The sequence below is a fragment of the Acinetobacter sp. WCHAc060033 genome, assembly GCF_004209125.1.
GTDB classification, from domain to species: domain Bacteria; phylum Pseudomonadota; class Gammaproteobacteria; order Pseudomonadales; family Moraxellaceae; genus Acinetobacter; species Acinetobacter wuhouensis.
Genome location: NZ_SGSW01000041.1, coordinates 1 through 21503, shown reverse-complemented (window position 1 = coordinate 21503; position 21503 = coordinate 1). Strand labels below are relative to the sequence as shown.

Sequence of the window (21503 nt, the reverse complement as noted above, 5' to 3'; positions counted from 1 at the left end):
TGGGTGCTCCATTAAATATATATGGTCTGATGGACATCGGCAAAAAGCGGCACAGCAATATTCGCTGAAAATATAGAATCAGCGGCGATCCGAGAACGACGATGCGTATAACGCACATTTGATTACAGCCGCAACCTGAAGGAATCGCTTTAGCGATTGGGTGGGGCGCGATATAATGTCCTCTCTTGGGACCGGACGCGCATACACAATATAGAAGGAATGTTCAGGTAATGAACGAAATTTAGTGCGTGCGCGGAGTATAGCAGAATTTAAAATAATGTCACGAAGTTTTATTGTTTTTTCCTGTGAGTGATCATTAACTCGATAAAAGCTGATTATCTTATGAATCCTAAAGTACTGAATTGCGGATTAGCATTGTTTTAATGCAACTCTGCAAAGGAATAAACGAGATTTTCATAAAACACCTCTCCCGAACCCTCTCCTCTCAGGAGAAAGGACATTCAATACACTTCAAAACTAAAAGCTAAAAGCTATATAACCGAAAATATAAAAATCATCCGCATAAAAAAGCCCTCATTCACATGAAGGCTCTCTAAAACTCGTTTAATCTACAAAGTTATTACTTCGCAGCTTCACCCCAAGCAGGAACAACTTGTTGCATCAATGGTTTTAACATTTTCATAGAACATGCAATCACTTGACCGTTTTCCATAGAATCAGAACCACCACGTGCATCAACGACAGTACCGCCCGCTTCTTTCACGATCAATTCGCCAGCTGCGATATCCCAAGGTTTCAAACCAAGTTCAAAATAACCATCTAAACGACCTGCAGCAACATAAGCCAAATCCAATGCAGCAGAACCTGCACGGCGATATTGCGCACCCGCTTCAGTGACATTCAATAATGAATCAAAATGGTTTTTCGCATAAGAAACCACTTCACCATTACGGATTTTACGGAATGCATGACCAACACCCATGAAGGTATTTTCAAGGCTATCTTTTACATTTACACGGATACGGCGTTGATTCAACATTGCACCACGACCACGGCTCGCAGAGAACAACTCATCTTTCACAGGGTCATAAATAACACCGTGTTGAGTAATGCCTTTGTGTTGAACAGCGATAGAGACACAGAAATGAGGGAAACCATTGATAAAGTTTAAAGTACCATCTAAAGGATCAATCACCCAACACCAATCAGCGTCGTGACCTTTACCTTCTTGCAAACCAAACTCTTCACCAAGGAAGCTGTGATTTTTATAACTTTTACGAAGCGTATCAATAGTTAACTGTTCAATGTAGCGATCTACACGTGTTACAGGACCATCAATACCTTTTTCTTCGACTTGTAGATCGAGTTTATGACGATTTTGATGCGCTTTTAAAAGCTCTTGACCAACTAATTGAGCCGCACGCGCAGCCATCACCACCATAGGTTCCATTGAACACCCACTACAAATTTGAAGATACTGATAAAGAATAATGCATAAAAGCCCCGATATTTTAGCAAATATCGAGGCTTTTAGGGAAAATTTGTTGCTAAATTTTAGTGTGACTCATTTTTAATGAATATTTACATCAATTTAGCAGATAGATTTAAATATGCTGAACCAACTTTGTCCAAGCGTGTTCAATTGAATTTTGAATGCCTTTTGCATCCAAACCACAATCTTGCAACATTTCAGCATGACTGGCTTGTGGTAAAAATTCATCAGGTAAACCAAGGTTTAACATTGGCTTGAGAATTTGCGCTTGTGCCATAAATTCATTCACAGCACTGCCCGCACCTGCCATCACGGCATGTTCTTCTACTGTCACGAATAAACTGGTTTTGTCTGCCAAATCGCGAATGATTTGCTCATCCAATGGTTTCACAAAACGCATATTGACCACACGTACAGCAAGATCAAGTTTACTCGCAAGTTGTTTTGCCGCTTCAACTGCGATACTGACACGACTACCAAAAGCAAGAATGCTAATACATTCATCATGCTCAAGATTAAACTCAGCAACGATTTCAGCTTTACCCATTTCAAGAGTGGTCAACTGTTGTTGAATTTCTACGCCTAAACCATTACCACGTGGATAACGCACCGCCGTTGGACCTTGATGCAAATAAGCAGTGTGCAACATTTGACGACATTCATTTTCGTCTTTTGGTGCCATGATCACCATATTCGGTACAGTACGCATAAATGCATAATCGTATGCACCTGCATGGGTTGGACCATCTTCACCAACCAAACCCGCACGATCAATTGCAAAAGTCACATCAAGATTTTGCAAAGCAACATCATGAATCAGTTGATCATAACCACGTTGTAAGAAAGTCGAATAGATCGCAACGACAGGTTTTAAACCTTCACATGCCATGCCTGCGGCAAGTGTTACCGCATGCTGTTCCGCAATTGCCACATCGAAATAACGCTCAGGAAATTGTTGTGCAAACTTAACCATTCCCGAGCCTTCACACATCGCTGGGGTAATGGCAATTAATTTTTCATCGTGTATAGCTTCATCACATAACCATTGCCCAAACACATCGGAATACTTTGGCGCTGGATTTTTCGTAGAGCTTGCGTTTAGTTTGCTAATCGCATGATATTTAATTTGATCTGCTTCCGCAGGCCCAAAACCTTTACCTTTCACCGTATAAATGTGAATCAGGCGTGGACCTTTACGTTTTTTTAAGGCATTGAATACTTGTGCCAATTGCTCGACATCATGCCCATCAAATGGACCAAAATAATCAAAACCAATCGCTTTAAATAGATTATCGGCAGCATCAGTTGCAGATTCGTGCAAACGCGAGGTGTAATCCCACTCAGGACAATCTTGCACAAAAGCTTGACCTTGCGCATCAATATTAACGAACTGCCCTTGCTCCCAAATTGAAGCTAGATGCTTGGCAAAACCACCTGTGCTTTGCGAAATTGACATATCATTGTCATTCAGTACAACCATCATGTCCGCATTGTGAGCAACAGCATCATTCATCGCTTCAAATGCCATACCTGCGGTCATCGCCCCATCACCAACGATGGCAACCACTTCACGCGGAGATTTTTGATAGCGACTGGCTAAAGCCATGCCCAAGCCTGCTGAAATTGCAGTCGATGAATGCCCCACACCAAAGGTATCAAATACAGATTCTTCACGTGCAGGAAAAGCCGCCAAACCATTTTTAGCACGAATCGTACGAAGCTGTTCACGGCGACCTGTTAAAGCTTTGTGTGGATAAGCCTGATGACCAACATCCCAAACCAAACGGTCTTCTGGCGTATTAAAACAATAATGCAATGCAACAGTGAGTTCGATAACGCCAAGATTAGCGCCAAAATGCCCACCACTTTGTCCGGCAGCATACAAAATAAATTGACGCAATTCGTCTGCGACCTGTGGCAATTGGCTTTGCTCAAGTTGACGTAATTGTTGAGGATGATCAATCGCATCCAACAAAGGCGTTACAGGACGTTGACTAGGTATTTCGGTATACAACATATGTGGCAAAGCCTTCTAAAGCCTGGCAAATCTAAGCTAGGTACACGGGTTAGCATGATCGTGAGACTGAATCATATCACATTCGATCAGCCACATTTATAATGATGCGTCATTGGATGGTTTCCAAATTCACAAGCGTGTTCGTAGCGTCAATTATCCTGAATAATCTATCTATATATCAACTATTATCGCGTGCTTTGCACAAAAAAGAAATTTTTTATCCCAGACTTCACAATAAAATCACAATACACGATTCTACTAAAGTCCAAGCATTGCGTTATACTTTAACCAATTGCTCAACAAAAATGGAATATTCTGTGCCAATAGCGTTTGTTGCCACTTCTAAATTACCAACTGCTTATGGTGATTTTAAAATTTCTGTATTTCAAGATCCTAAAACTGGCGAAGAGCATGTTGCGCTTTCTAAAGGTTTGGACACTGCGCCCACTGAGCCTGTTCTTGTTCGTATTCATTCAGAATGTTTAACTGGCGATGCCTTTGGTTCTTTAAAATGTGATTGTGGTCCACAGCTGCACAACACCATGAAAATGATGAATGATGCAGGTCAAGGTGTAATTTTATATTTGCGTCAGGAAGGTCGTGGTATTGGTTTGACCAATAAAATTCGTGCTTATGCTTTGCAAGATCAAGGGCATGATACGGTGGATGCAAATTTGTTATTGAATCTGCCTGCTGATGCACGCACGTATGATATGTGTAGCATCATGTTGGATCATTTACAGGTCAAACAAGTTAAGTTGATCACCAACAATCCTTTGAAGTTAAAGGCGTTGACCGATTTAGGGATTGATGTGGTTGAACGTGTCGGCCTAACCGTGGGTTTAAATAAATTTAATGAAGATTATTTACAAACCAAACATGATCGTATGTCACATATGTATGAAAAAGATGATTTTTAAATTTTATTGAAAAATTAAAAATTAAAACTGTCTAGTAATTATTGCTATCGCGATTGGCGACATGGATGTCGCCGTTGGGTCGGGGTTCAGGACGAACCCCTGACCCAACAAAGGATTTTTGTCACTTTTGATCCTTCAAAAGTGAGGCATCGCCTACACAAATTAATTTAAATTTTGCAAGATAACTGGGGCTATGCAAACTTATAAATAATATTTTTATACAACAATTTAAGCACTTTTAAATTTATTAAGTTTTATTTGGATAACCAGCTTCAGCTAATAAATCAAATCGTCATCGAGAAAATTTGTGTTTCAGGCTTACGACGCTTCAAAAGCAAATCAAACGCCATACAAATATTTCGCACAAAAGGCTTACCCTGCTCAGTAATCACAATCCGATCCTGTTCAATCTGCAACAAACCATCATGTTGCATCTCTTCAAGTTGAACAATCACCTGCTCACGCTCAGGAAAATCCATGGTTGAATCCGCCCAAGAGGTTTCAAACGTACACATCAGATTCAAAATGTGCTGACGGATTTTTAAATCCTCAATGCTTAACACATGCCCTTTCACCACAGGAATTTCATTGCGCTCAAGACATTCATAATACACATCAATATTCTTTTCATTCTGCGCAAAGCTGTACCAACTGTCACTGATCGAAGATACGCCCAAACCAATCATTACTTGCGTTTTAGACGAGGTATAACCCATAAAATTACGATGTAATGTTCCTGCTTGGAAAGATTGATACATTCCATCTTTGGCTAAAGCAAAATGATCCATCCCAATTTCATGATAGCCGTGCGCTAAAAGCTTCTTTTTACCTTCTTCATATAAAGTGCGTTTAACATCATCTTTGGGCACATCATGATCTTTAAAACCACGCTGACCATTACCCTTAATCCAAGGCACATGTGCATAACTATAAAATGCCAAACGATCGGGTGTTAAACCGTTGGTTAAATCAATAGTCTTTAAAACATCTTCCAAATTTTGAAATGGCAAACCAAAAACCAAATCATGCGAAATAGATTCATAACCAATTTCACGTGCCCATTGTGTTACCCGCTCAACATTTTCATAAGGTTGAATACGGTGAATGGCTTTTTGCACATTTTCATTATAATCCTGAACCCCATAACTGACACGGCGAAAACCGAGATCATACAAAGCTTGTAAATGCTCTTTTGTCGTATTATTCGGATGTCCTTCAAAGCTAAACTCATACCCTTCTGCAATTGTCGCCTTGGCTAGAATCCCTTGAATCAATTGTTGTAAATGTTCAACTGAAAAGAAAGTTGGCGTTCCACCACCCAAATGAATTTCTTTAATATTGGGTTTATCGCCCAATAATTGACAATACAATTCCCATTCTTTTAAAACGGCTTGAATATACGGCTGTTCTACTTCATGACGTTTAGTAACTTTTTTATGGCAACCACAAAAAGTACATAAGCTTTCACAAAATGGTAGATGAATATATAAGCTAATACCTTCTGTTGTATTCGATTCATCAAATGAGCGTTTAAGTGTCTGCTTCCATGCCTCAAGTGAAAATGTTGTTTCATCCCAATACGGCACAGTGGGATAACTGGTATAACGTGGACCTGCAACATTATATTTTTGAATCAGAGAACAACTCATATTCACGCTCAATCGACCATTCAAGAAATTACGAAGCTTCATGCGCATTGTGCGGAGCTTGTAAATAGATTTCAACCTAGTAGAAAAGTCGGAATTGCACTTGAATCCTCAGATATTTTCCTTTTAAACCATTTTATGTTTTGATGTAGCTAGCCCTTTCATTTTCCCTTTTGAGGATGTCATGCAGAATCCGACTTCAAATGATTTACAACGTGTCCGCGACTATCTCACTGACTTACAAGCACGGATCTGTTCAGCCCTAGAACAACAAGAAAAAATTGGTGGTGGCACAGCAACATTTGAAATTGATGATTGGCAACGACCTGAAGGTGGTGGTGGTCGCTCACGGGTTTTACAAAATGGCACAGTGATTGAAAAAGGTGGTGTGATGTTCTCACACATCAATATTTCCAAGCTGCCTGCCTCTGCCACCGAACGCCATCCACAAATTGCAGGTGCAAAAGCCCAAGCCATGGGCGTTTCATTGGTCATTCACCCGAATAATCCAAATGTACCCACCTCACATGCCAATGTCCGTTTATTCGTTGCTGAAAAAGAAGGACAAGAACCCATTTGGTGGTTTGGTGGTGGCTTTGACCTCACGCCTTTTTATCCAAATAATGAAGATGTATTGTCATGGCATCAAACAGCACATGATCTTTGTGCACCCTTTGGTGAAGATGTTTATACCAAACACAAACAATGGTGTGATGATTATTTCTATTTAAAACATCGTGATGAACAACGTGGTATTGGTGGATTATTCTTTGATGATTTAAATCAATGGGATTTTGAAAAATGCTTTGAATATATTCAGGCAGTGGGTAATGGCTACTTAGAAGCCATCCTACCGATTTTCCAACGCAATCAAAATAAACCTTATACCGAAGCGCAACGTGATTTCCAACTCTACCGTCGTGGACGTTATGTAGAATATAATTTGGTCTATGATCGTGGAACTTTATTCGGTCTACAAACAGGTGGACGCATCGAATCCATTTTAGTCAGCATGCCCCCACTTGCAGGATGGTCATATCGCCCTGAATGGGATGAGAATAGTGCTGAGAAACACTTAACGGACTATTATCTCAAACCTAAAGATTGGTTAAAGATTTTGTAAAAATGACAGAATAATCACATAGATTTAAGCCCTAAACTCGATTTAGGGCTTTTACGCTTAGACTTTACTCAATATTCAACTTAAAGTTTATTCACAATATCTAATAAAAAATCGATAAGTCAATGTACATAGCTTGTGACATTTAAATTTAAATTAACTATCCCTTTCCAAATGAATTCACGTAAACTGATTGCAGTAATGAGCATTAGAGATTTTAATTCCACTATTGATCCTATGTCATTCACAACATCAAGGAAGTTATTCATGCTCTATAAAAAAACAAATCCCACCATGATTATGTTTGGGACATTACTGATTGCCTTGTGTTCAGCAATTAGCACCACGATCTTTTCTGAAAGTGCATTCAATGATCATTTTGGTTTTGGCTTAATGGCAATAGCAATTATTGGACTTTGCCTCAACATCTCATATATGTTTATTAATATGATCTTTAGGATTTGTAACCCTTAACTATCAATATCGACAATAATTAAACCCATAATAATTAAAATAATCATTCTAACGCTATGCTTTAGTCCAAATCTTTTTTGCCGTATATTGTTGCCACATTTAAAATTAACAACTCAATACTTGGACATTTGACATGAGTAAACAATTCGCAGTCATTGGCAACCCAATCGAACACTCACGTTCACCTGAATTACACCATGCATTTGCAGAGAAAACAGGTATTGATTTGCATTATTCAAAACGCCTTGCACCTTTGGACGGTTTTGAAGCCTGTGTAAATGATTTTTTTACGCAAAATGGTGTTGGTATGAATGTCACTGTTCCGTTTAAAGAGCAAGCTTTTGCGCTCTGCGGACAACTCACCGAACGTGCCAAAATTGCTAAAGCTGTGAATACTTTATGGATGGAAAATGGCGTATTGCATGGTGACAATACCGATGGTCAAGGTTTAGTCGATGCGATCAAAGCCCTCGATTGGAATATTAAAAATAGCCAAATTTTGATTATTGGCGCTGGTGGTGCGACCCGTGGCGTGATTTATCCGCTGGTCAAAGCAGGTGCAAGAAAGATTGTTATTGCCAACCGCACCCTTGCACGTGCAGAACAATTGATTGCTGATTTAAAAGATGCCGTACCTGAAGCAGAACTCTCTGCGATTGGTTTAGATGCGTTAGATGGTCAATTTGATATTGTAATCAATGCGACATCTGCAAGTTTGAGTGGTGATGCGTTGATTCTTCCTGAAAATTTAAGCTTTGATCATGCTTATGAAATGGCTTATGGCAAACCGTCTAGCTTTTTAGATCAAGCCAAAGCACGTGGTGTACCGACGTCAGAAGGTTTTGGCATGCTGGTCGGTCAAGCGATTGAAGCTTTTGCAATTTGGAATGGTGTCCGTCCGAATTTAAAAGACTTTTTATAAGTTTTGAATGAATAAAAAGAACCTCAGATGAGGTTCTTTTCTTTTGAAAATACGGAATCACTCAACCTATTATTTCAACTTTGCATCGCTCACAACTTGATAGGTTTTTTTATACAAATCATAATCAATAAATTCTGCTGCGTTTTCATCCAAACCAGCAACCACAGTATTATTAAATTGATTGTTTTTAAACGCTGTATAAGACTTTGCTAAAATCTGTGCAGTTTTATTCAACTTAGTTCGCTGATCTTTTTCGACTGTATTTTCAAGTCCAAACTGCTGCATATAATATTGTGCGAACACAGCTTCCGCTGTTTTATACTTTTTCGCTAAATTCAGAATTTCCGCAGTACTTTTTTGGCTAGTCATCGCTTGGGTAATGATGCCATCAATGGCATTGCCCAGCTCATCGTCATATTGTTCATCTTCTTCTAAATGATGTTTCGTCTTCAGCGCTTCAATCTGTTTCAGCGCCTGACCTGATGGGTTATAAACCTCTTCATCTGAATAAGAATATGCATAAATTGCTGCTATTTCTTGTAAATCTTTTGCAGAATATTGTTTGATTAAGACAGGTTTTTCCGCAGTCAATTTAGCAATGAAGACTGCTTTATAGGCTTTTTCATAAGAATTGGTTTGCGTATACACTTGCGTGGCTAATTGTTGCAAATGCTCATCTAAACTCAGATTTTTTTGATCTGATTTTTTGTCTGAAGTAGATAAATCACCTGCAAAACCACCGACTGCCTTTTCCATAAAGCTGCCTTTAAACACTTCTTTAAATGGCTTTGCTTCTTTTAAAGCCTGTTGATCAATAGCTGTTGCTTTTCCATAATTGGAAATTTGCATATCCATTTTGATCTTCAATTGTCGGTCATATTTACCAAAATCCATCTCCATATCATAATCGGCTTTCACAACGCGACCTTGAGCGTCTAGAGACAAGTCAACAATCATCGGATTTCGTTGATTTTTAGGTGGTAAACTAGCATCAATTTCGCTTTGATACTGATCCCACAATTGCTTAAATTGTGCAGCATCAACCAGTTGATCCTGCGCTAAAGCTGTAAACTTCTGGGTCAATGCAGTACGATTTTGTTTTTGTTGAGTATTCTCTACCAACAACTCACCTTGATCTGCTGGATCACTTAATACATCAATTTCATGTTGAGCCTGACAATATTTAACATCGCCAAAACGTACATTGGATTTTGATTTTGCCAAATCGTCACACTGCTGTTCTGTCAAAAGTTGCGTTGTATTTTCAGAATCATCCGTAGCTTCTGTTTCTTCATCAACAGTCTCACGCTCATTATCCGTGTGATTTTGCGTAACTAAATCGCCTTCGCCCTCTTCTTCAAGTTCACTATGCGCCGTGCGATTAATCGCTTCATATAACTGATACATGGCACTTGTTGCATCAATTTCAGTATGTTCTGTTGCTGCGCTTGTAGATTTTGATTTTGAGTCTTCTGCCTCATCAACATTTTTCGCCAGATTCGATGAGTTAAAACCCAGTACCGAAGTCATAAAATATTGACGATTCACCGATGTATATAAGTTGCCTTGTAAAAATAATTCTTCAAGACTGGTCTTTAAGCGAATTTTTTCAACAATCCCAGATTGTTTCTCTACAGTATTCAGCGACATCGTTTCAAGTTGATCAGGTGAAGCCAATAGATACGTTGTTGCGCCAGATTGCTTTAAAAACTCAAGTAAAGCCTTAGCATTTACTCTCTCAATATCATCTTTATATTTTGAAAAATCTAAATAAGCATATTTATCCTGATCTTGAGGGTTTGCCAAATAAGGCATCAAAGAAAAAATATGCGTATAAAAACGCTGGTTATTCAGATCAATAATGGTTGGAATCCGCATTTCAACCGATAAATTTGGTTTCTTATATTTTGTATCCAAATTAAATGAGGCAATTTTCTGACGATAATTCACAGATCCATCATATTGAATTTGCAGATCATTTAAAATGCTCTGCATATAATCTGCACCTTTGCCAAAGAAATCTCGGAAGCTTGGATTATTTTGCGATGCAATTGCATGATAAAGATCTTTTCTTTGTGCCTCGGTGATCATTATTTTTTGTTCTTTTAAATATTGATTGACCTTTTGTTCAACGACTTTATCTAACTTTTTCACCTCATTTTTTGTGGCTTTGTTCTCTTTTTGTTCAGATACAAATTGAACGTTAACTTGCCCGCGATAATCAAAACTTGGATATTCATACAACGCATTAAAGCCTTGAATAGCACGTTGACTTGTACTTTTATTATCATTTAAATTATTGTTTTTTATCACATGACTTGAACAAGCTGATAAACTTAGTCCCATGAGACATAATGTAATTTTTTTTAAATGCATTTTAATCCACCCAATATAGTCAATATTTTTATATCAATAAAAGTATAAAAACATAATAAAAGACAATCCTTTCTAGGCTATCAAAAATTAAACAATTTCGCATGTGCAGAATCTCTCAAATTCGCATTTCTGACATTTTTTTTAGCCAGACTTATCAATGCAATTCTCATATGGTTATGAATAATGAAACTATAGATTTTAAATCCACAACTATTTCTAAATTAGGATTAAACACATGCCAGCATATAAAGCCCCACTCCGTGACATTCGCTTTTTAATGAATGAAGTATTTGATTACCCTGCTCACTATAAAACTCTCTCTATTGGCGAAAATGCCGATGCAGATACGGTTGATATGATTTTAGAAGGTGCTGCAGATTTTTGTGAAAATGTACTTTCTCCATTGAACCAATCAGGTGATGAAGAAGGTTGTCATTTTAAAGATGGCGAAGTAACAACGCCTAAAGGTTTCAAAGAAGCATATAACCAATTTATCCAAGGCGGTTGGCAAGGTTTGTCTTACCCTGAAGAGTTTGGTGGTCAAGGCTTACCAATGTCACTCAACCTTGTAAAATCAGAAATGATGGGTTCTGCAAACTGGTCATTTACCATGTACCCAGGTTTGAGCATGGGTTGTATGAACACGATTCTACAATTTGGTACAGAAGAACAAAAAAATCTGTATATGCCACCACTTACCGCGGGTACTTGGTCAGGTACGATGTGTTTAACTGAGCCTCAGTGTGGTACTGACTTAGGTCAAGTTAAAACCAAAGCAGAACCGAAAGCAGATGGTACTTATGCCATCACGGGTACAAAAATCTTCATCTCTGCAGGTGAACATGATTTAACTGAAAATATCGTACATATCGTACTTGCACGTCTACCAGATGCGCCTGCAGGTACAAAAGGTATTTCACTGTTCATTGTACCTAAGTTCATTCCAAATGCAGATGGTAGTGTCGGTGAGCGTAACCCTGTGACTTGTGGTTCAATTGAACACAAAATGGGTATCCGTGCTTCTGCAACTGCAGTGTTAAACTTTGATGAAGCAACTGGTTTCTTGATCGGTGAAATCAACAAAGGCTTACATGCAATGTTTACTTTCATGAACACCGCACGTATTGGTACTGCGGTTCAAGGTCTTGCACATGCTGAATTGTCTTTCCAAGGTGCATTACCTTATGCAAAAGACCGTATGTCTATGCGTGCATTATCAGGTAAAAAAGATCCTGATCGTGTAGCAGATGCGATCATTCACCACGCTGATGTACGTCGTATGTTATTGACTCAAAAAGCCTTTGCTGAAGGTGGTCGTTCGATGATTTATCATGCGGCTCAGCTTGCAGATAAAATGGCGGATGCACTTGCACAAGGTGACCAAGCGAAGTTTGATGAATATGATGATAAACTTGGTTTCTATACGCCGATTTTGAAAGGTTTCTTGACTGAAATGGGTCTTGAGTCTGCAAACTTAGGTATGCAAGTCTTTGGTGGTCACGGTTATATCAAAGAACACGGTATGGAACAGATTGCTCGTGATGCACGTATCTCAACATTGTATGAAGGGACAACGGGTATTCAAGCACTCGACTTAATTGGTCGTAAAGTTCTTCTCTCTTCTAAAGGTAAAGTGGTTCGTGAATACACTGCTGAAATCTTAAAATTCTGTGGTCAGCATGCACGTAATAAATACATGCGTCGTTTTGCATGGGACTTAACTAAAGTATGTGCGCAGTGGAATGCTTTAACTGTTCGTATCATGCTTGCTGCACGTAAAGACCGTGACATCGTGTCTTCTGCATCTGTAGACTTCTTGATGTTCTCTGGTTATTCAATGATGGCGTTCTATTGGGCACAACAAGCAGCAGTAGCATCTGAAAAGTTGGCTTCGGGTACAGGTGCAGAAACCCCTGAATTCTATAAAGCAAAAATCAAAGTTGCTGATTTCTACTTTGACCAATTGTTGCCACGTGCACAAGGTCATGCAGAATCTATGGTGAACCCATCTAAAACCACGATGGCACTTGAAGCAGAACATTTTAGCTTTGACTACTAAGTTTTTAATTTAAATATTTAAGCTTAGAAAATAAAAGACCGCTACGGCGGTCTTTTTGTTATGAAAGCTCAAAAAACCCTCAACACAAAACGTTAATCAAATTACATTTTTAAAAAAAATATGATAAATATTTTGCATTTTAAATTATTATATATTACTTTATCACAAAATAGATTATTCATTTCCTTGAAAAAAAATCCAAAACGAAATGATCAACAGGAATTATTAAATGAAAACTCAACTATTATTAATCATTGCAGGTATTGCACTTTCGGCATGTGCCAATGTAGGAAACTTAGGGCATATTTCAAACCCATCAAAAACTGCACTCAATATTATTCCAGACCATAAACTTGATTTGATTGCAGATCGTGCAAATGGGCTGAAAACTTTAACGCCGATCAATGATGAAAAAGTGATAGTAAGCTATAAACAAAACCATAAAACTACAGCAGTTTGTCAGAAATTTTCTTTTGCTACTTCAGAAGCATCTACCGATCCAGCAGCAAGAACAACAACACTTACATTACTGAATGGTGAACGTGTTCTCTATCGTGATCTTTGCTTTGTTCAGAAGTCTAATCCAGACAATAGCAACTATTTAACAATGCCTATTCTGAACCAAGAGCCTTCACAAGAAAAAGCTCAAGCTCAAGCTCAAGCTCAAGCTCAGTAAAATCCTATTTTTTATATACTCACTAGCCATTAGAAATATTTTTTCGAGATATCCTCTAAAAATCGAGTTCATATTTGAACTCGATTTTTATGCTTGGACATTTACCAAGTCCACTATTATTGATTTAAGGCTATGATTTTTACATAAATTAAATGAAAGCCAAGTAAGGCATTTTACAAGCAACTATCCTACTATCTACTTTCAAATAGTGCTTCATTTTTTCATATTGGCTTTTACACTTTTGAGCAACTTAAATTTTTCATTTTCAAATAGATAAAATCGTGTAGTAACGCTTTCCACTTCCCAGTTTTCATTCATATTTTCTTCTTGCGTGACCAATAAACGACTATTGGCACGCGAATCAATCACATCTTCCTGACTTTCTTCGCCACCAAAACCACCTGCCAATAATTTACCTGTACGTTTATTGATAAATGCATAACTACGGCAACTCGCACCACAACCCCACATGGTAATGACATATTCACCTGCAAAATTAGGTTGTTCTTTTAATGCATCTCTCAAACGAGTGCGAAACATTCGGGCACTTTCATCCGTCATATCCAATTGTGCAGTTTTACCAATATAAGGTTTAACTGGATAATCCTTAAATTGAGGGACATTAGTTTTGGCATGCAGTACAGCCACACTGAACATTGAATATGCCATTAACATCAAGGTGAGTAATATTTTTTTCATTGTGATATCGCCTAAATTATTCTTTTCACCATCATAGCAAAAATCAAATTTTAAGCAGATATCTTTACAAAAACTCTTCCAAAACTGAGTTTAAAAATATATGTCCTTTATCTGTACAATTGAGAATATTTTCATCATCGACCATCAACTGACGCTGACGAAGTGAGTTTAATAATTCATCCAAATGCGCCAAATCCAAACCTGTACGTTGTGCATAAGTTGCAGAAGCCACACCCTCATTTAAACGCAAGGCATTCATCATAAATTCAAATGGCATATCGTCATTTTCAATGCGCTTGAACTGTAAATTTTCTGCAGGCACTTTGGCTAAATAGTCTTTTGGCAAGCGAGTTTTTTGAAAACGATACACACCATCAGGCTGAGTGACTTTGCCATGCGCTCCTGCACCAATCGCCAAATAATCCCCGAATTGCCAATAATTCAAATTATGTGCCGATGGCTTTTCTTTACGCCACGCGGACACTTCATAATTAATAAAGCCTTGTGCTTTTAAATAAGCTTCGCCCTGTTCTTGAATATCTGCCAACACATCATCGACAGGTAAAATCGGTTGGGTACGGAAAAATACCGTATTCGGTTCAATGGTCAACTGATACCATGAAATATGCGTTGCACCACTTTCCACGGCGAGTTTTAAATCCAATAAAGCTTGTTCTATGCTTTGCTCCGGCAAACCATGCATCAAATCTACATTGACCCGTTCAAAACCTGCCTGTTTGGCATGTTGAATCGCTGAAATCGCATCATCGTTGGAATGAATACGTCCTAATTTTTGCAAATGTTCAGTATTAAAACTTTGTACACCAATCGATAAGCGATTAATTCCCGCAGCTAAATAATCTGCAAATGGATCGTGTTCCACCGTTCCGGGATTGGCTTCTAAAGTGATTTCACAGTCTTTTTCAAAGGAAATAAGTGCTTTCAGTTGTGTAAATAACCATTGATAACTTTGCGCTGAAATCAGTGATGGTGTTCCTCCACCAATAAACACACTATGAATTTCGCGTCCCTTCGCAAAATCAACTTGGGTTTTAAAGTCCTCAACCAATGCCTGTAAATATTCTTGTTCCAATGCCAAAGATAATTTTCCATCAGGCACAGCATGCGAATTAAAGTCACAGTACGGACATTTACGCACACACCACGGCATGTGAATATAAAGGGACAATGGAATATTTTGGGGATTTAAATCAGCCAAGGAACAAGCTCAGAACAGTATGGAGAATGAGGATTTTAGCATGACTTCTCACTTTCGATTAGAACAAGTCATGAATTTCCATTAGACTAAAATTCAACCAAGAAGATGCATGATAATAAGATGATGAAACTCTCTAGCCAATTTATCCTCCTATTACCCCTAGCGATGGGCATTGGTATTGCCATGGTTTTTCAGACAGCGATTAATTCACAATTACGTGAATATCTTTATTCGCCCTTACAAGCTGCCCTTTTGTCATTTTTAATTGGTACAATAGTCCTTGCTATTTTTGTGTTTTTTCAACCGACATCAAAACCCGGTCTACACGATTTAGGACAAATTCCTTGGTACTTATGGCTTGGCGGAATTTTGGGTGTCTATGCGATCAGTATGAGTATTTATACTGCACCTAAACTTGGTTTTCTCACTTTGTCAGGTTTGATCATTTTTGGACAAATCATGTTGTCGATGTTCATGGATCATTTTGGATGGCTCGGTGTCGAAAAAACACAGCTCAACTGGCAACGTCTTTTAGGTGGCGTGGTGATTTTTATTGGTGTGCTTCTCACTCTACAACGCTAACCATTTTTATTCTAAGCACATTTAAAACGAGTAAATCCTGTGTCTGATGCTTTAAAAGCCACATCTACCCGCTTTGAATTAAAGCAATTGTTTCATCTAATGCTTCCAATTTTAGTCACGCAATTTGCTTATGCAGGTTTTGGACTGATTGATACCATTATGGCAGGACATATGTCTGCTGAAGATCTTGCAGCAATTGCAGTCGGTGTAGGCTTATGGATTCCTGTGATGCTATTGTTTAGTGGCATTATGATTGCAACTACACCTTTGGTTGCTGAAGCCAATGGTGCACGTACACCTGAAAAAATTCCATCCATTGTTCGCCAATCACTATGGGTTGCTTTAGTACTTGGCATCATTGCCATGCTCGTTTTACAGGCAATGCCTCTGCTATTGCCATTATTTGGTGTGCCTGAATCTTTACTTCCCAAAGCCAGTTTATTTTTACATGCAATTGCATTTGGGATGCCTGCGGTGACCATGTATGCAGCATTACGTAATTATTCTGAAGCTTTAGGTTATCCACGTCCTGTTACTTTACTGAGTTTGGTTGCCCTAGTGGTGTTAATTCCACTGAATTTTATTTTTATGTATGGGCTTGGACCAATTCCTCACTTAGGCAGTGCAGGTTGTGGCTTTGCAACTGCAATTTTGCAATGGCTCATGTTTATTGTTTTAGCGATTTATGTATTCAAAGCAAAGCGCTATCAAAAGACTCAACCATTAACCCATTTTGAAAAAATCAATCCTGTCCTTATTAAACGAATTCTTAAACTTGGACTGCCGATTGGTCTCGCAATATTTTTTGAAGTGAGTATTTTCAGTACTGGCGCAATTGTCCTCAGTACTTTAGGTGAAGTCACCATTGCTGCGCATCAAATTGCAATTTCAGTCACATCACAATTGTTTATGATTCCAATGTCATTGGCACTCGCACTCACCATTCGAGTAGGAACCTATTATGGTGAAAAAAATTGGGTGGCAATGCGACAAGTCCAAAAAGTTGGGCTCATGACCGCCACACTTTTTGCTTTTATTACCATGTTACTGATGTGGTTACTGCGTCATCAAATTGTGGCTGTGTATACCTCAGATTATGAAGTCGCTCAGATTGCAGTATATTTAGTTTTATTCGCTATCGCTTATCAACTGATGGACGCATGGCAAGTCAGTGCGGCAGGTTGCTTACGTGGTATGCAGGACACTAAAGGTCCAATGTGGGTCACAATGCTTGCCTATTGGGTGATTGCTTTCCCGATCGGGATCTATCTAGCACGCTATACAGATTTTGGGGCAGCTGGTGTTTGGATTGGTTTAATTATCGGCTTAAGTATTGCTTGTGTACTGTTACTCATGCGTTTGTTTATGAATAATAAACGTTTGAGCCTTAATATCTAAAAAGTCCAACAATTTAAAAATCATGACCCATCTCCTTAGATCACTTGATTTAAGGAGATCATCAAATAGCACACTATAAGGCTATTGTGATGCGATCGCATCCTTCAACCCTTGCGGGACTTCACTTTCATCTGCAACATCTTTCACAATCGCCTGCCCGACAATCACATCAGTTCCATTAAATGTCATGGTCGGTGAGCCATAGAGTTCATAACCCTCACTTAACGCTTTTGTGACTCTTGCACAAAAATTCACATCATCTTTACCGGTTAAATAACGATAGACTTTCATACTGCTATAACACCTTAAATCTTACCTTTATTTTAATCCAAAATTCATGCAAAGGTGCTTATACTGTACTGAACGATGCAATATTCAAAATAATATAAAATAGCCAAGAAGAAACAAACGCTTAACAAATTACAGTAGGCAGCACCACAATTGTCGCCTATGATCAAAACAATCCAGCATTTAATCCACATAAAAGGATGATTACGAATGTCGAAAAATACCAGCACACCCGGTCGCCGCTTTATGAAGCTTGCCAGTATGACGGCAAGTATCGCGACAAAAACGGTATCGAATTCAATTCGTAACTTTAATGCGGATGAAGAACAAAAGAATGAAGCACGCAGTAAACTTTTTCAGGATATTGGCGTACAAATTGCAGACACCTTAGGTGAAATGAAAGGTGCTGTGATGAAAGTTGGGCAAATTGCTTCACAATATAAAGACATTTTTCCGCCCGAAGTGGCTAGAGCCATTGCCAAATTACAACGCCAAGCCCCTGCAATGCCCTTTGCAGACATCAAAAAACAAGTCGAAAAAGAACTTGGTAAGCCTTTAGAACAAATCTTTCGTCATTTTGAAGAACAACCTTTTGCTGCTGCTTCGATTGGACAAGTTCATAAAGCGACTTTACCCAATGGCAACGAAGTCGTCGTTAAAGTGCAATATCCAGGTGTGGATGAAGCGTGTGAAAGTGATTTAAAACAAGTTCGTTTAGCCTTACGTTTGATGGGCGTGCTAAAGGTTGATAAAAAACTGCAAGATCGCCTATTTAAAGAAATTCAAGACAGCTTGCATGAAGAGCTCAATTACGAAATTGAAGCGCAAAACCTACAAGTTTTTAAAACCTTTCATCAGGCTTTAGATACAAAAATCATTATTCCTAAAGTATTTACTGAATATTCAAGTCGTCGCATTCTCACCTTAAGCCTTGAAAAAGGTGAAAGCATTGAAACAGCGAGTACTTGGGACTTAAGTACACGTAATGAAATTGGTCGTCGCTTAATTTTGGCTTTAGGGCAACAAATTTTCTTTTTAAAACGTTTTCATTGTGACCCACATCCAGGCAACTTTGCCTTCCGTGAAGATGGTAGCGTGATTATTTATGATTTTGGGGGCGTAAAAACCCTTTCGAATGAAATCATTACTCATTTCAAATCGCTCGTTCGTGCAGGTCGTAAAGCCGATATTACTACCATTGAAAATGAATTAACAGCTTTGGATGCACTTGCAGAAAAAGGGAAATTCCCTGAAGAACTGTATAAATCATGGTTAGAAGTCTTGCTTCGCCCACTCACCACTGAATATGATTTTGCTGAAAATTCTGCGCATCATGACGGTGTTAAATTGGTGAAAAAATCATTGAAATATTGGGATGTATTCAAACCTTCACCCGATACACTCATGGTCAATCGAACCATTTCAGGACAATACTGGAACTTAATCCAATTAAAAGTTAAAGATAATCTCAACGATTTATTTGAAGAATTAGTGCCCCCTCAAGACTGATTGATCAGATTGATCTTTAAATCGAACACTTAATTTTATTTTAAGCCTACAGATTTAAATTAAATTGTGTTCAAGACATATTCAAAGCCGAAGCAACAATCCTCCTGCTTCGGCTTCTTTTTATTTCAAATTCTCTGCTCGTCAATGAAATATACATTTTCGTAAATTGACTTTATAACTGATGTTACTGCGTAACATCAAAAAAATTTGTTTATCAATAAAATTGGATACACGATAACGTCATCCGCAACGTGTTTGAGGCAGGACTACATCTGTAAGTTAATGTTTCTGCGATATATCAACCAAAAGATGGTCGTTGACGAGTTTTGCGGATGACAATGGTTTTGCCTACTTTTGCCGAAACAAAAGTAGGTCAAGCTGAAGGCTAACCCTGAAATTCAAACTTTTGATGTAAGACTCCGCCGAGCGTGTTCTAAAACAGTTTAAAAGATGCATTGTTTTTTAAAGTACGTAATTTCAGTTTATAACTAAAGTGACTTTACAAATTAATTGTTATGTTATAACATTTCTTTAAATTAACAATTTTAGAGAATAATCATGCGTACAAATATCCATCCTGAATACCGTGAAGTTTTATTTCATGACACCAATGCAAATGCTTATTTCATCATTGGCAGTACCATTCAAACCAATAACACCAAGCAATATGAAGGTAAAGAATATCCTTACATTACTTTAGATATTTCAAGTGCCTCACATCCTTTTTACACAGGTGAGATTCGTCAAGCAAGTAATGAAGGACGTATTGCGAGCTTTAACAAGCGTTTTGGTCGTTACAAACGCTAAGTTAAAACTTACTGATGATTGTTGTATTTTCCAGCCTAAGTCTTTCCTCCAACTTAGGCTTTTTTTATTGTTTATTTTGAAGATAAAATCATTTGAAAAAGATAAAAACCAATCGCTAAAAAAATCACGCCTACAATGACGCTCGAAACGGTATACGCCAAAGCTAAAGGTAATTGCCCTTGACGAATCAACTGGAATGTTTCCAAGCCGAAACTCGAAAATGTGGTAAATCCACCTAAGATTCCAACCATTAAAAACAAGCGTGTTTCATTTTGCAATACTGGATAACGTTGGGTAAATGCAAAGAATACACCTGCTAAAAAACACCCGAGAATATTGATTGACCATGTTGTCCACGGGAAAAGGCTGTGTGGTTTGGAAATGATAAATCCCGCACCATAACGCAAGCTTGCACCTATTGCACCACCACATGCGACCAACAGCCAATTCATTATTGAGTCCTTAGATTAAATTAATCACGAAATATCATCTAGATTATTTATTATAATTGCAAATCTATAGTTTAACTATCATACTAATATGCCTATAACATGTTGAAATATAAATATTAGGTACTTAAATTGTCAGAAAATTTAGATAAAAGAAAAATCGTTGTTTTAATTGATGCTGATAATGCCCAATATTCTAAAATAGAATCTATTCTTGAAGAAATTGCCGCAAGAGGGCAAATTATTACAAAAAGAGCATATGGTGATTGGTCTCAAGAAACCTTAAAAAATTGGAAAACAATTCTAAATACTCTTGCAATACAACCAATTCAACAGTTTGCATATACATCAGGAAAAAATGCAACTGACTCTTCGATTATAATTGATGCAATGGATCTTCTATATGGGAATAGACATGATACTTTTGTCATTGTATCAAGTGATAGTGATTTTACTCGTTTAGCATCTCGCCTAAGAGAGTCGGAAATTTTTGTCATTGGATTCGGGCAATCGAAAACACCAGTAGCTTTCAGGAATGCATGTGATGACTTCATTTTTACTGAAAATTTAAATTCTAATGAAGAACAAGACTCTAATGGATCAACTAACCAAATTCAAAAAGTCAAAAAAGTTACAGAACTTGTTCCTCTATTAACAAAAGCTTGGAGTCAATTTCGGGAGGAGGATAGTTGGGCAAACTTATCTATTGTCGGAACTTATATTAAGCGCAGTCGTCCTGACTTTGATCCGCGAACTTATGGTTGTACTAAATTATCAGATATTATCCGAAAACTTGAAAAATATTATGATCATAAAATGATTTCTATTAATGGAAGTAAAGCATCAATTATGGTTTTTCGGCTAAAAAAATCCACTTAACTCAAAGTTT

At 38.0% G+C, this 21503-nt stretch carries 19 protein-coding genes; 11 read left to right on the top strand and 8 right to left on the bottom strand.

The features are described 5' to 3' along the window. Positions 1–580: 580 nt before the first annotated feature. Both EXE10_RS16030 and dxs read right to left on the bottom strand, forming a co-directional pair. The gene (locus tag EXE10_RS16030) at positions 581–1411 is read right to left on the bottom strand and encodes an inositol monophosphatase family protein (protein ID WP_065994065.1); all 831 of its coding nucleotides are present in this window, start codon (positions 1409–1411) and stop codon (positions 581–583) included. Between the two features lie 154 nt (positions 1412–1565). Continuing rightward, complete coding sequence (dxs, locus tag EXE10_RS16025) at positions 1566–3470, bottom strand: 1-deoxy-D-xylulose-5-phosphate synthase (RefSeq protein WP_130114058.1); 1905 nt, start codon at positions 3468–3470, stop codon at positions 1566–1568. A gap of 317 nt (positions 3471–3787) precedes the next feature. Between dxs and ribA the strand changes: the two genes are divergently transcribed. Further along, positions 3788–4390: a GTP cyclohydrolase II gene (ribA, locus tag EXE10_RS16020; protein ID WP_130114057.1), complete on the top strand. Its 603-nt coding sequence runs from the start codon at positions 3788–3790 to the stop codon at positions 4388–4390. A 284-nt stretch (positions 4391–4674) separates the two neighbouring features. On the opposite strand, the gene hemN is transcribed toward ribA, so the two are convergent. Continuing rightward, positions 4675–6039, bottom strand: a complete 1365-nt coding sequence (hemN, locus tag EXE10_RS16015; RefSeq protein WP_130114056.1) for an oxygen-independent coproporphyrinogen III oxidase — start codon at positions 6037–6039, stop codon at positions 4675–4677. Between the two features lie 181 nt (positions 6040–6220). Here hemN and hemF point away from each other — a divergent pair, with 181 nt between their 5' ends. The 3 genes from hemF to aroE all read left to right on the top strand — a co-directional run bounded on the left by hemF (position 6221) and on the right by aroE (position 8552). Further along, positions 6221–7159, top strand: coding sequence for an oxygen-dependent coproporphyrinogen oxidase (gene hemF, locus EXE10_RS16010; protein WP_130114055.1), 939 nt, complete (start codon positions 6221–6223; stop codon positions 7157–7159). 264 nt (positions 7160–7423) lie between these two features. Beyond that, a complete protein-coding gene (locus EXE10_RS16005; RefSeq protein ID WP_130114054.1) occupies positions 7424–7630 on the top strand; it encodes a hypothetical protein in 207 nt (68 codons plus the stop codon). A gap of 133 nt (positions 7631–7763) precedes the next feature. Continuing rightward, the gene (aroE, locus tag EXE10_RS16000) at positions 7764–8552 is read left to right on the top strand and encodes a shikimate dehydrogenase (RefSeq protein ID WP_130114053.1); all 789 of its coding nucleotides are present in this window, start codon (positions 7764–7766) and stop codon (positions 8550–8552) included. Positions 8553–8621: 69 nt separating this feature from the next. Here the strand turns inward: aroE and EXE10_RS15995 are convergent, their stop codons facing one another. Further along, a complete protein-coding gene (locus EXE10_RS15995; RefSeq protein WP_130114052.1) occupies positions 8622–10928 on the bottom strand; it encodes a hypothetical protein in 2307 nt (768 codons plus the stop codon). A gap of 235 nt (positions 10929–11163) precedes the next feature. Here EXE10_RS15995 and EXE10_RS15990 point away from each other — a divergent pair, with 235 nt between their 5' ends. Together EXE10_RS15990 and EXE10_RS15985 are read left to right on the top strand one after the other, a co-directional pair. After that, positions 11164–12987 (top strand): acyl-CoA dehydrogenase C-terminal domain-containing protein, encoded by a 1824-nt coding sequence (locus tag EXE10_RS15990; protein ID WP_068975292.1) that lies wholly within the window; start codon positions 11164–11166, stop codon positions 12985–12987. Between the two features lie 229 nt (positions 12988–13216). Then, positions 13217–13663, top strand: a complete 447-nt coding sequence (locus tag EXE10_RS15985) for a hypothetical protein (protein WP_130114051.1) — start codon at positions 13217–13219, stop codon at positions 13661–13663. Between the two features lie 213 nt (positions 13664–13876). Here the strand turns inward: EXE10_RS15985 and EXE10_RS15980 are convergent, their stop codons facing one another. Next, positions 13877–14362 carry a hypothetical protein gene (locus EXE10_RS15980; RefSeq protein WP_130114050.1) on the bottom strand — a complete coding sequence of 162 codons (486 nt, stop codon included), beginning with the start codon at positions 14360–14362 and terminating at the stop codon, positions 13877–13879. A gap of 64 nt (positions 14363–14426) precedes the next feature. Beyond that, complete coding sequence (hemW, locus tag EXE10_RS15975; RefSeq protein WP_130114049.1) at positions 14427–15581, bottom strand: radical SAM family heme chaperone HemW; 1155 nt, start codon at positions 15579–15581, stop codon at positions 14427–14429. Between the two features lie 120 nt (positions 15582–15701). Here hemW and EXE10_RS15970 point away from each other — a divergent pair, with 120 nt between their 5' ends. Beyond that, entirely contained in the window at positions 15702–16163 is a 462-nt protein-coding gene (locus EXE10_RS15970) for a DMT family transporter (protein WP_130114048.1), read from the top strand. Positions 16164–16202: 39 nt separating this feature from the next. Continuing rightward, positions 16203–17561 (top strand): MATE family efflux transporter, encoded by a 1359-nt coding sequence (locus tag EXE10_RS15965; RefSeq protein ID WP_130114047.1) that lies wholly within the window; start codon positions 16203–16205, stop codon positions 17559–17561. An 81-nt stretch (positions 17562–17642) separates the two neighbouring features. On the opposite strand, the gene EXE10_RS15960 is transcribed toward EXE10_RS15965, so the two are convergent. Next, positions 17643–17852: a DUF1737 domain-containing protein gene (locus tag EXE10_RS15960; protein WP_130114046.1), complete on the bottom strand. Its 210-nt coding sequence runs from the start codon at positions 17850–17852 to the stop codon at positions 17643–17645. A 207-nt stretch (positions 17853–18059) separates the two neighbouring features. Between EXE10_RS15960 and EXE10_RS15955 the strand changes: the two genes are divergently transcribed. Together EXE10_RS15955 and EXE10_RS15950 are read left to right on the top strand one after the other, a co-directional pair. After that, positions 18060–19358 carry an ABC1 kinase family protein gene (locus tag EXE10_RS15955; RefSeq protein ID WP_130114045.1) on the top strand — a complete coding sequence of 433 codons (1299 nt, stop codon included), beginning with the start codon at positions 18060–18062 and terminating at the stop codon, positions 19356–19358. Positions 19359–19916: 558 nt separating this feature from the next. Beyond that, positions 19917–20165 (top strand): type B 50S ribosomal protein L31, encoded by a 249-nt coding sequence (locus EXE10_RS15950; RefSeq protein WP_130114044.1) that lies wholly within the window; start codon positions 19917–19919, stop codon positions 20163–20165. Positions 20166–20236: 71 nt separating this feature from the next. On the opposite strand, the gene crcB is transcribed toward EXE10_RS15950, so the two are convergent. Then, positions 20237–20617 carry a fluoride efflux transporter CrcB gene (crcB, locus tag EXE10_RS15945; RefSeq protein ID WP_130114043.1) on the bottom strand — a complete coding sequence of 127 codons (381 nt, stop codon included), beginning with the start codon at positions 20615–20617 and terminating at the stop codon, positions 20237–20239. 129 nt (positions 20618–20746) lie between these two features. Between crcB and EXE10_RS15940 the strand changes: the two genes are divergently transcribed. Next, positions 20747–21493 (top strand): NYN domain-containing protein, encoded by a 747-nt coding sequence (locus tag EXE10_RS15940; RefSeq protein WP_130114042.1) that lies wholly within the window; start codon positions 20747–20749, stop codon positions 21491–21493. Positions 21494–21503: the final 10 nt, after the last annotated feature.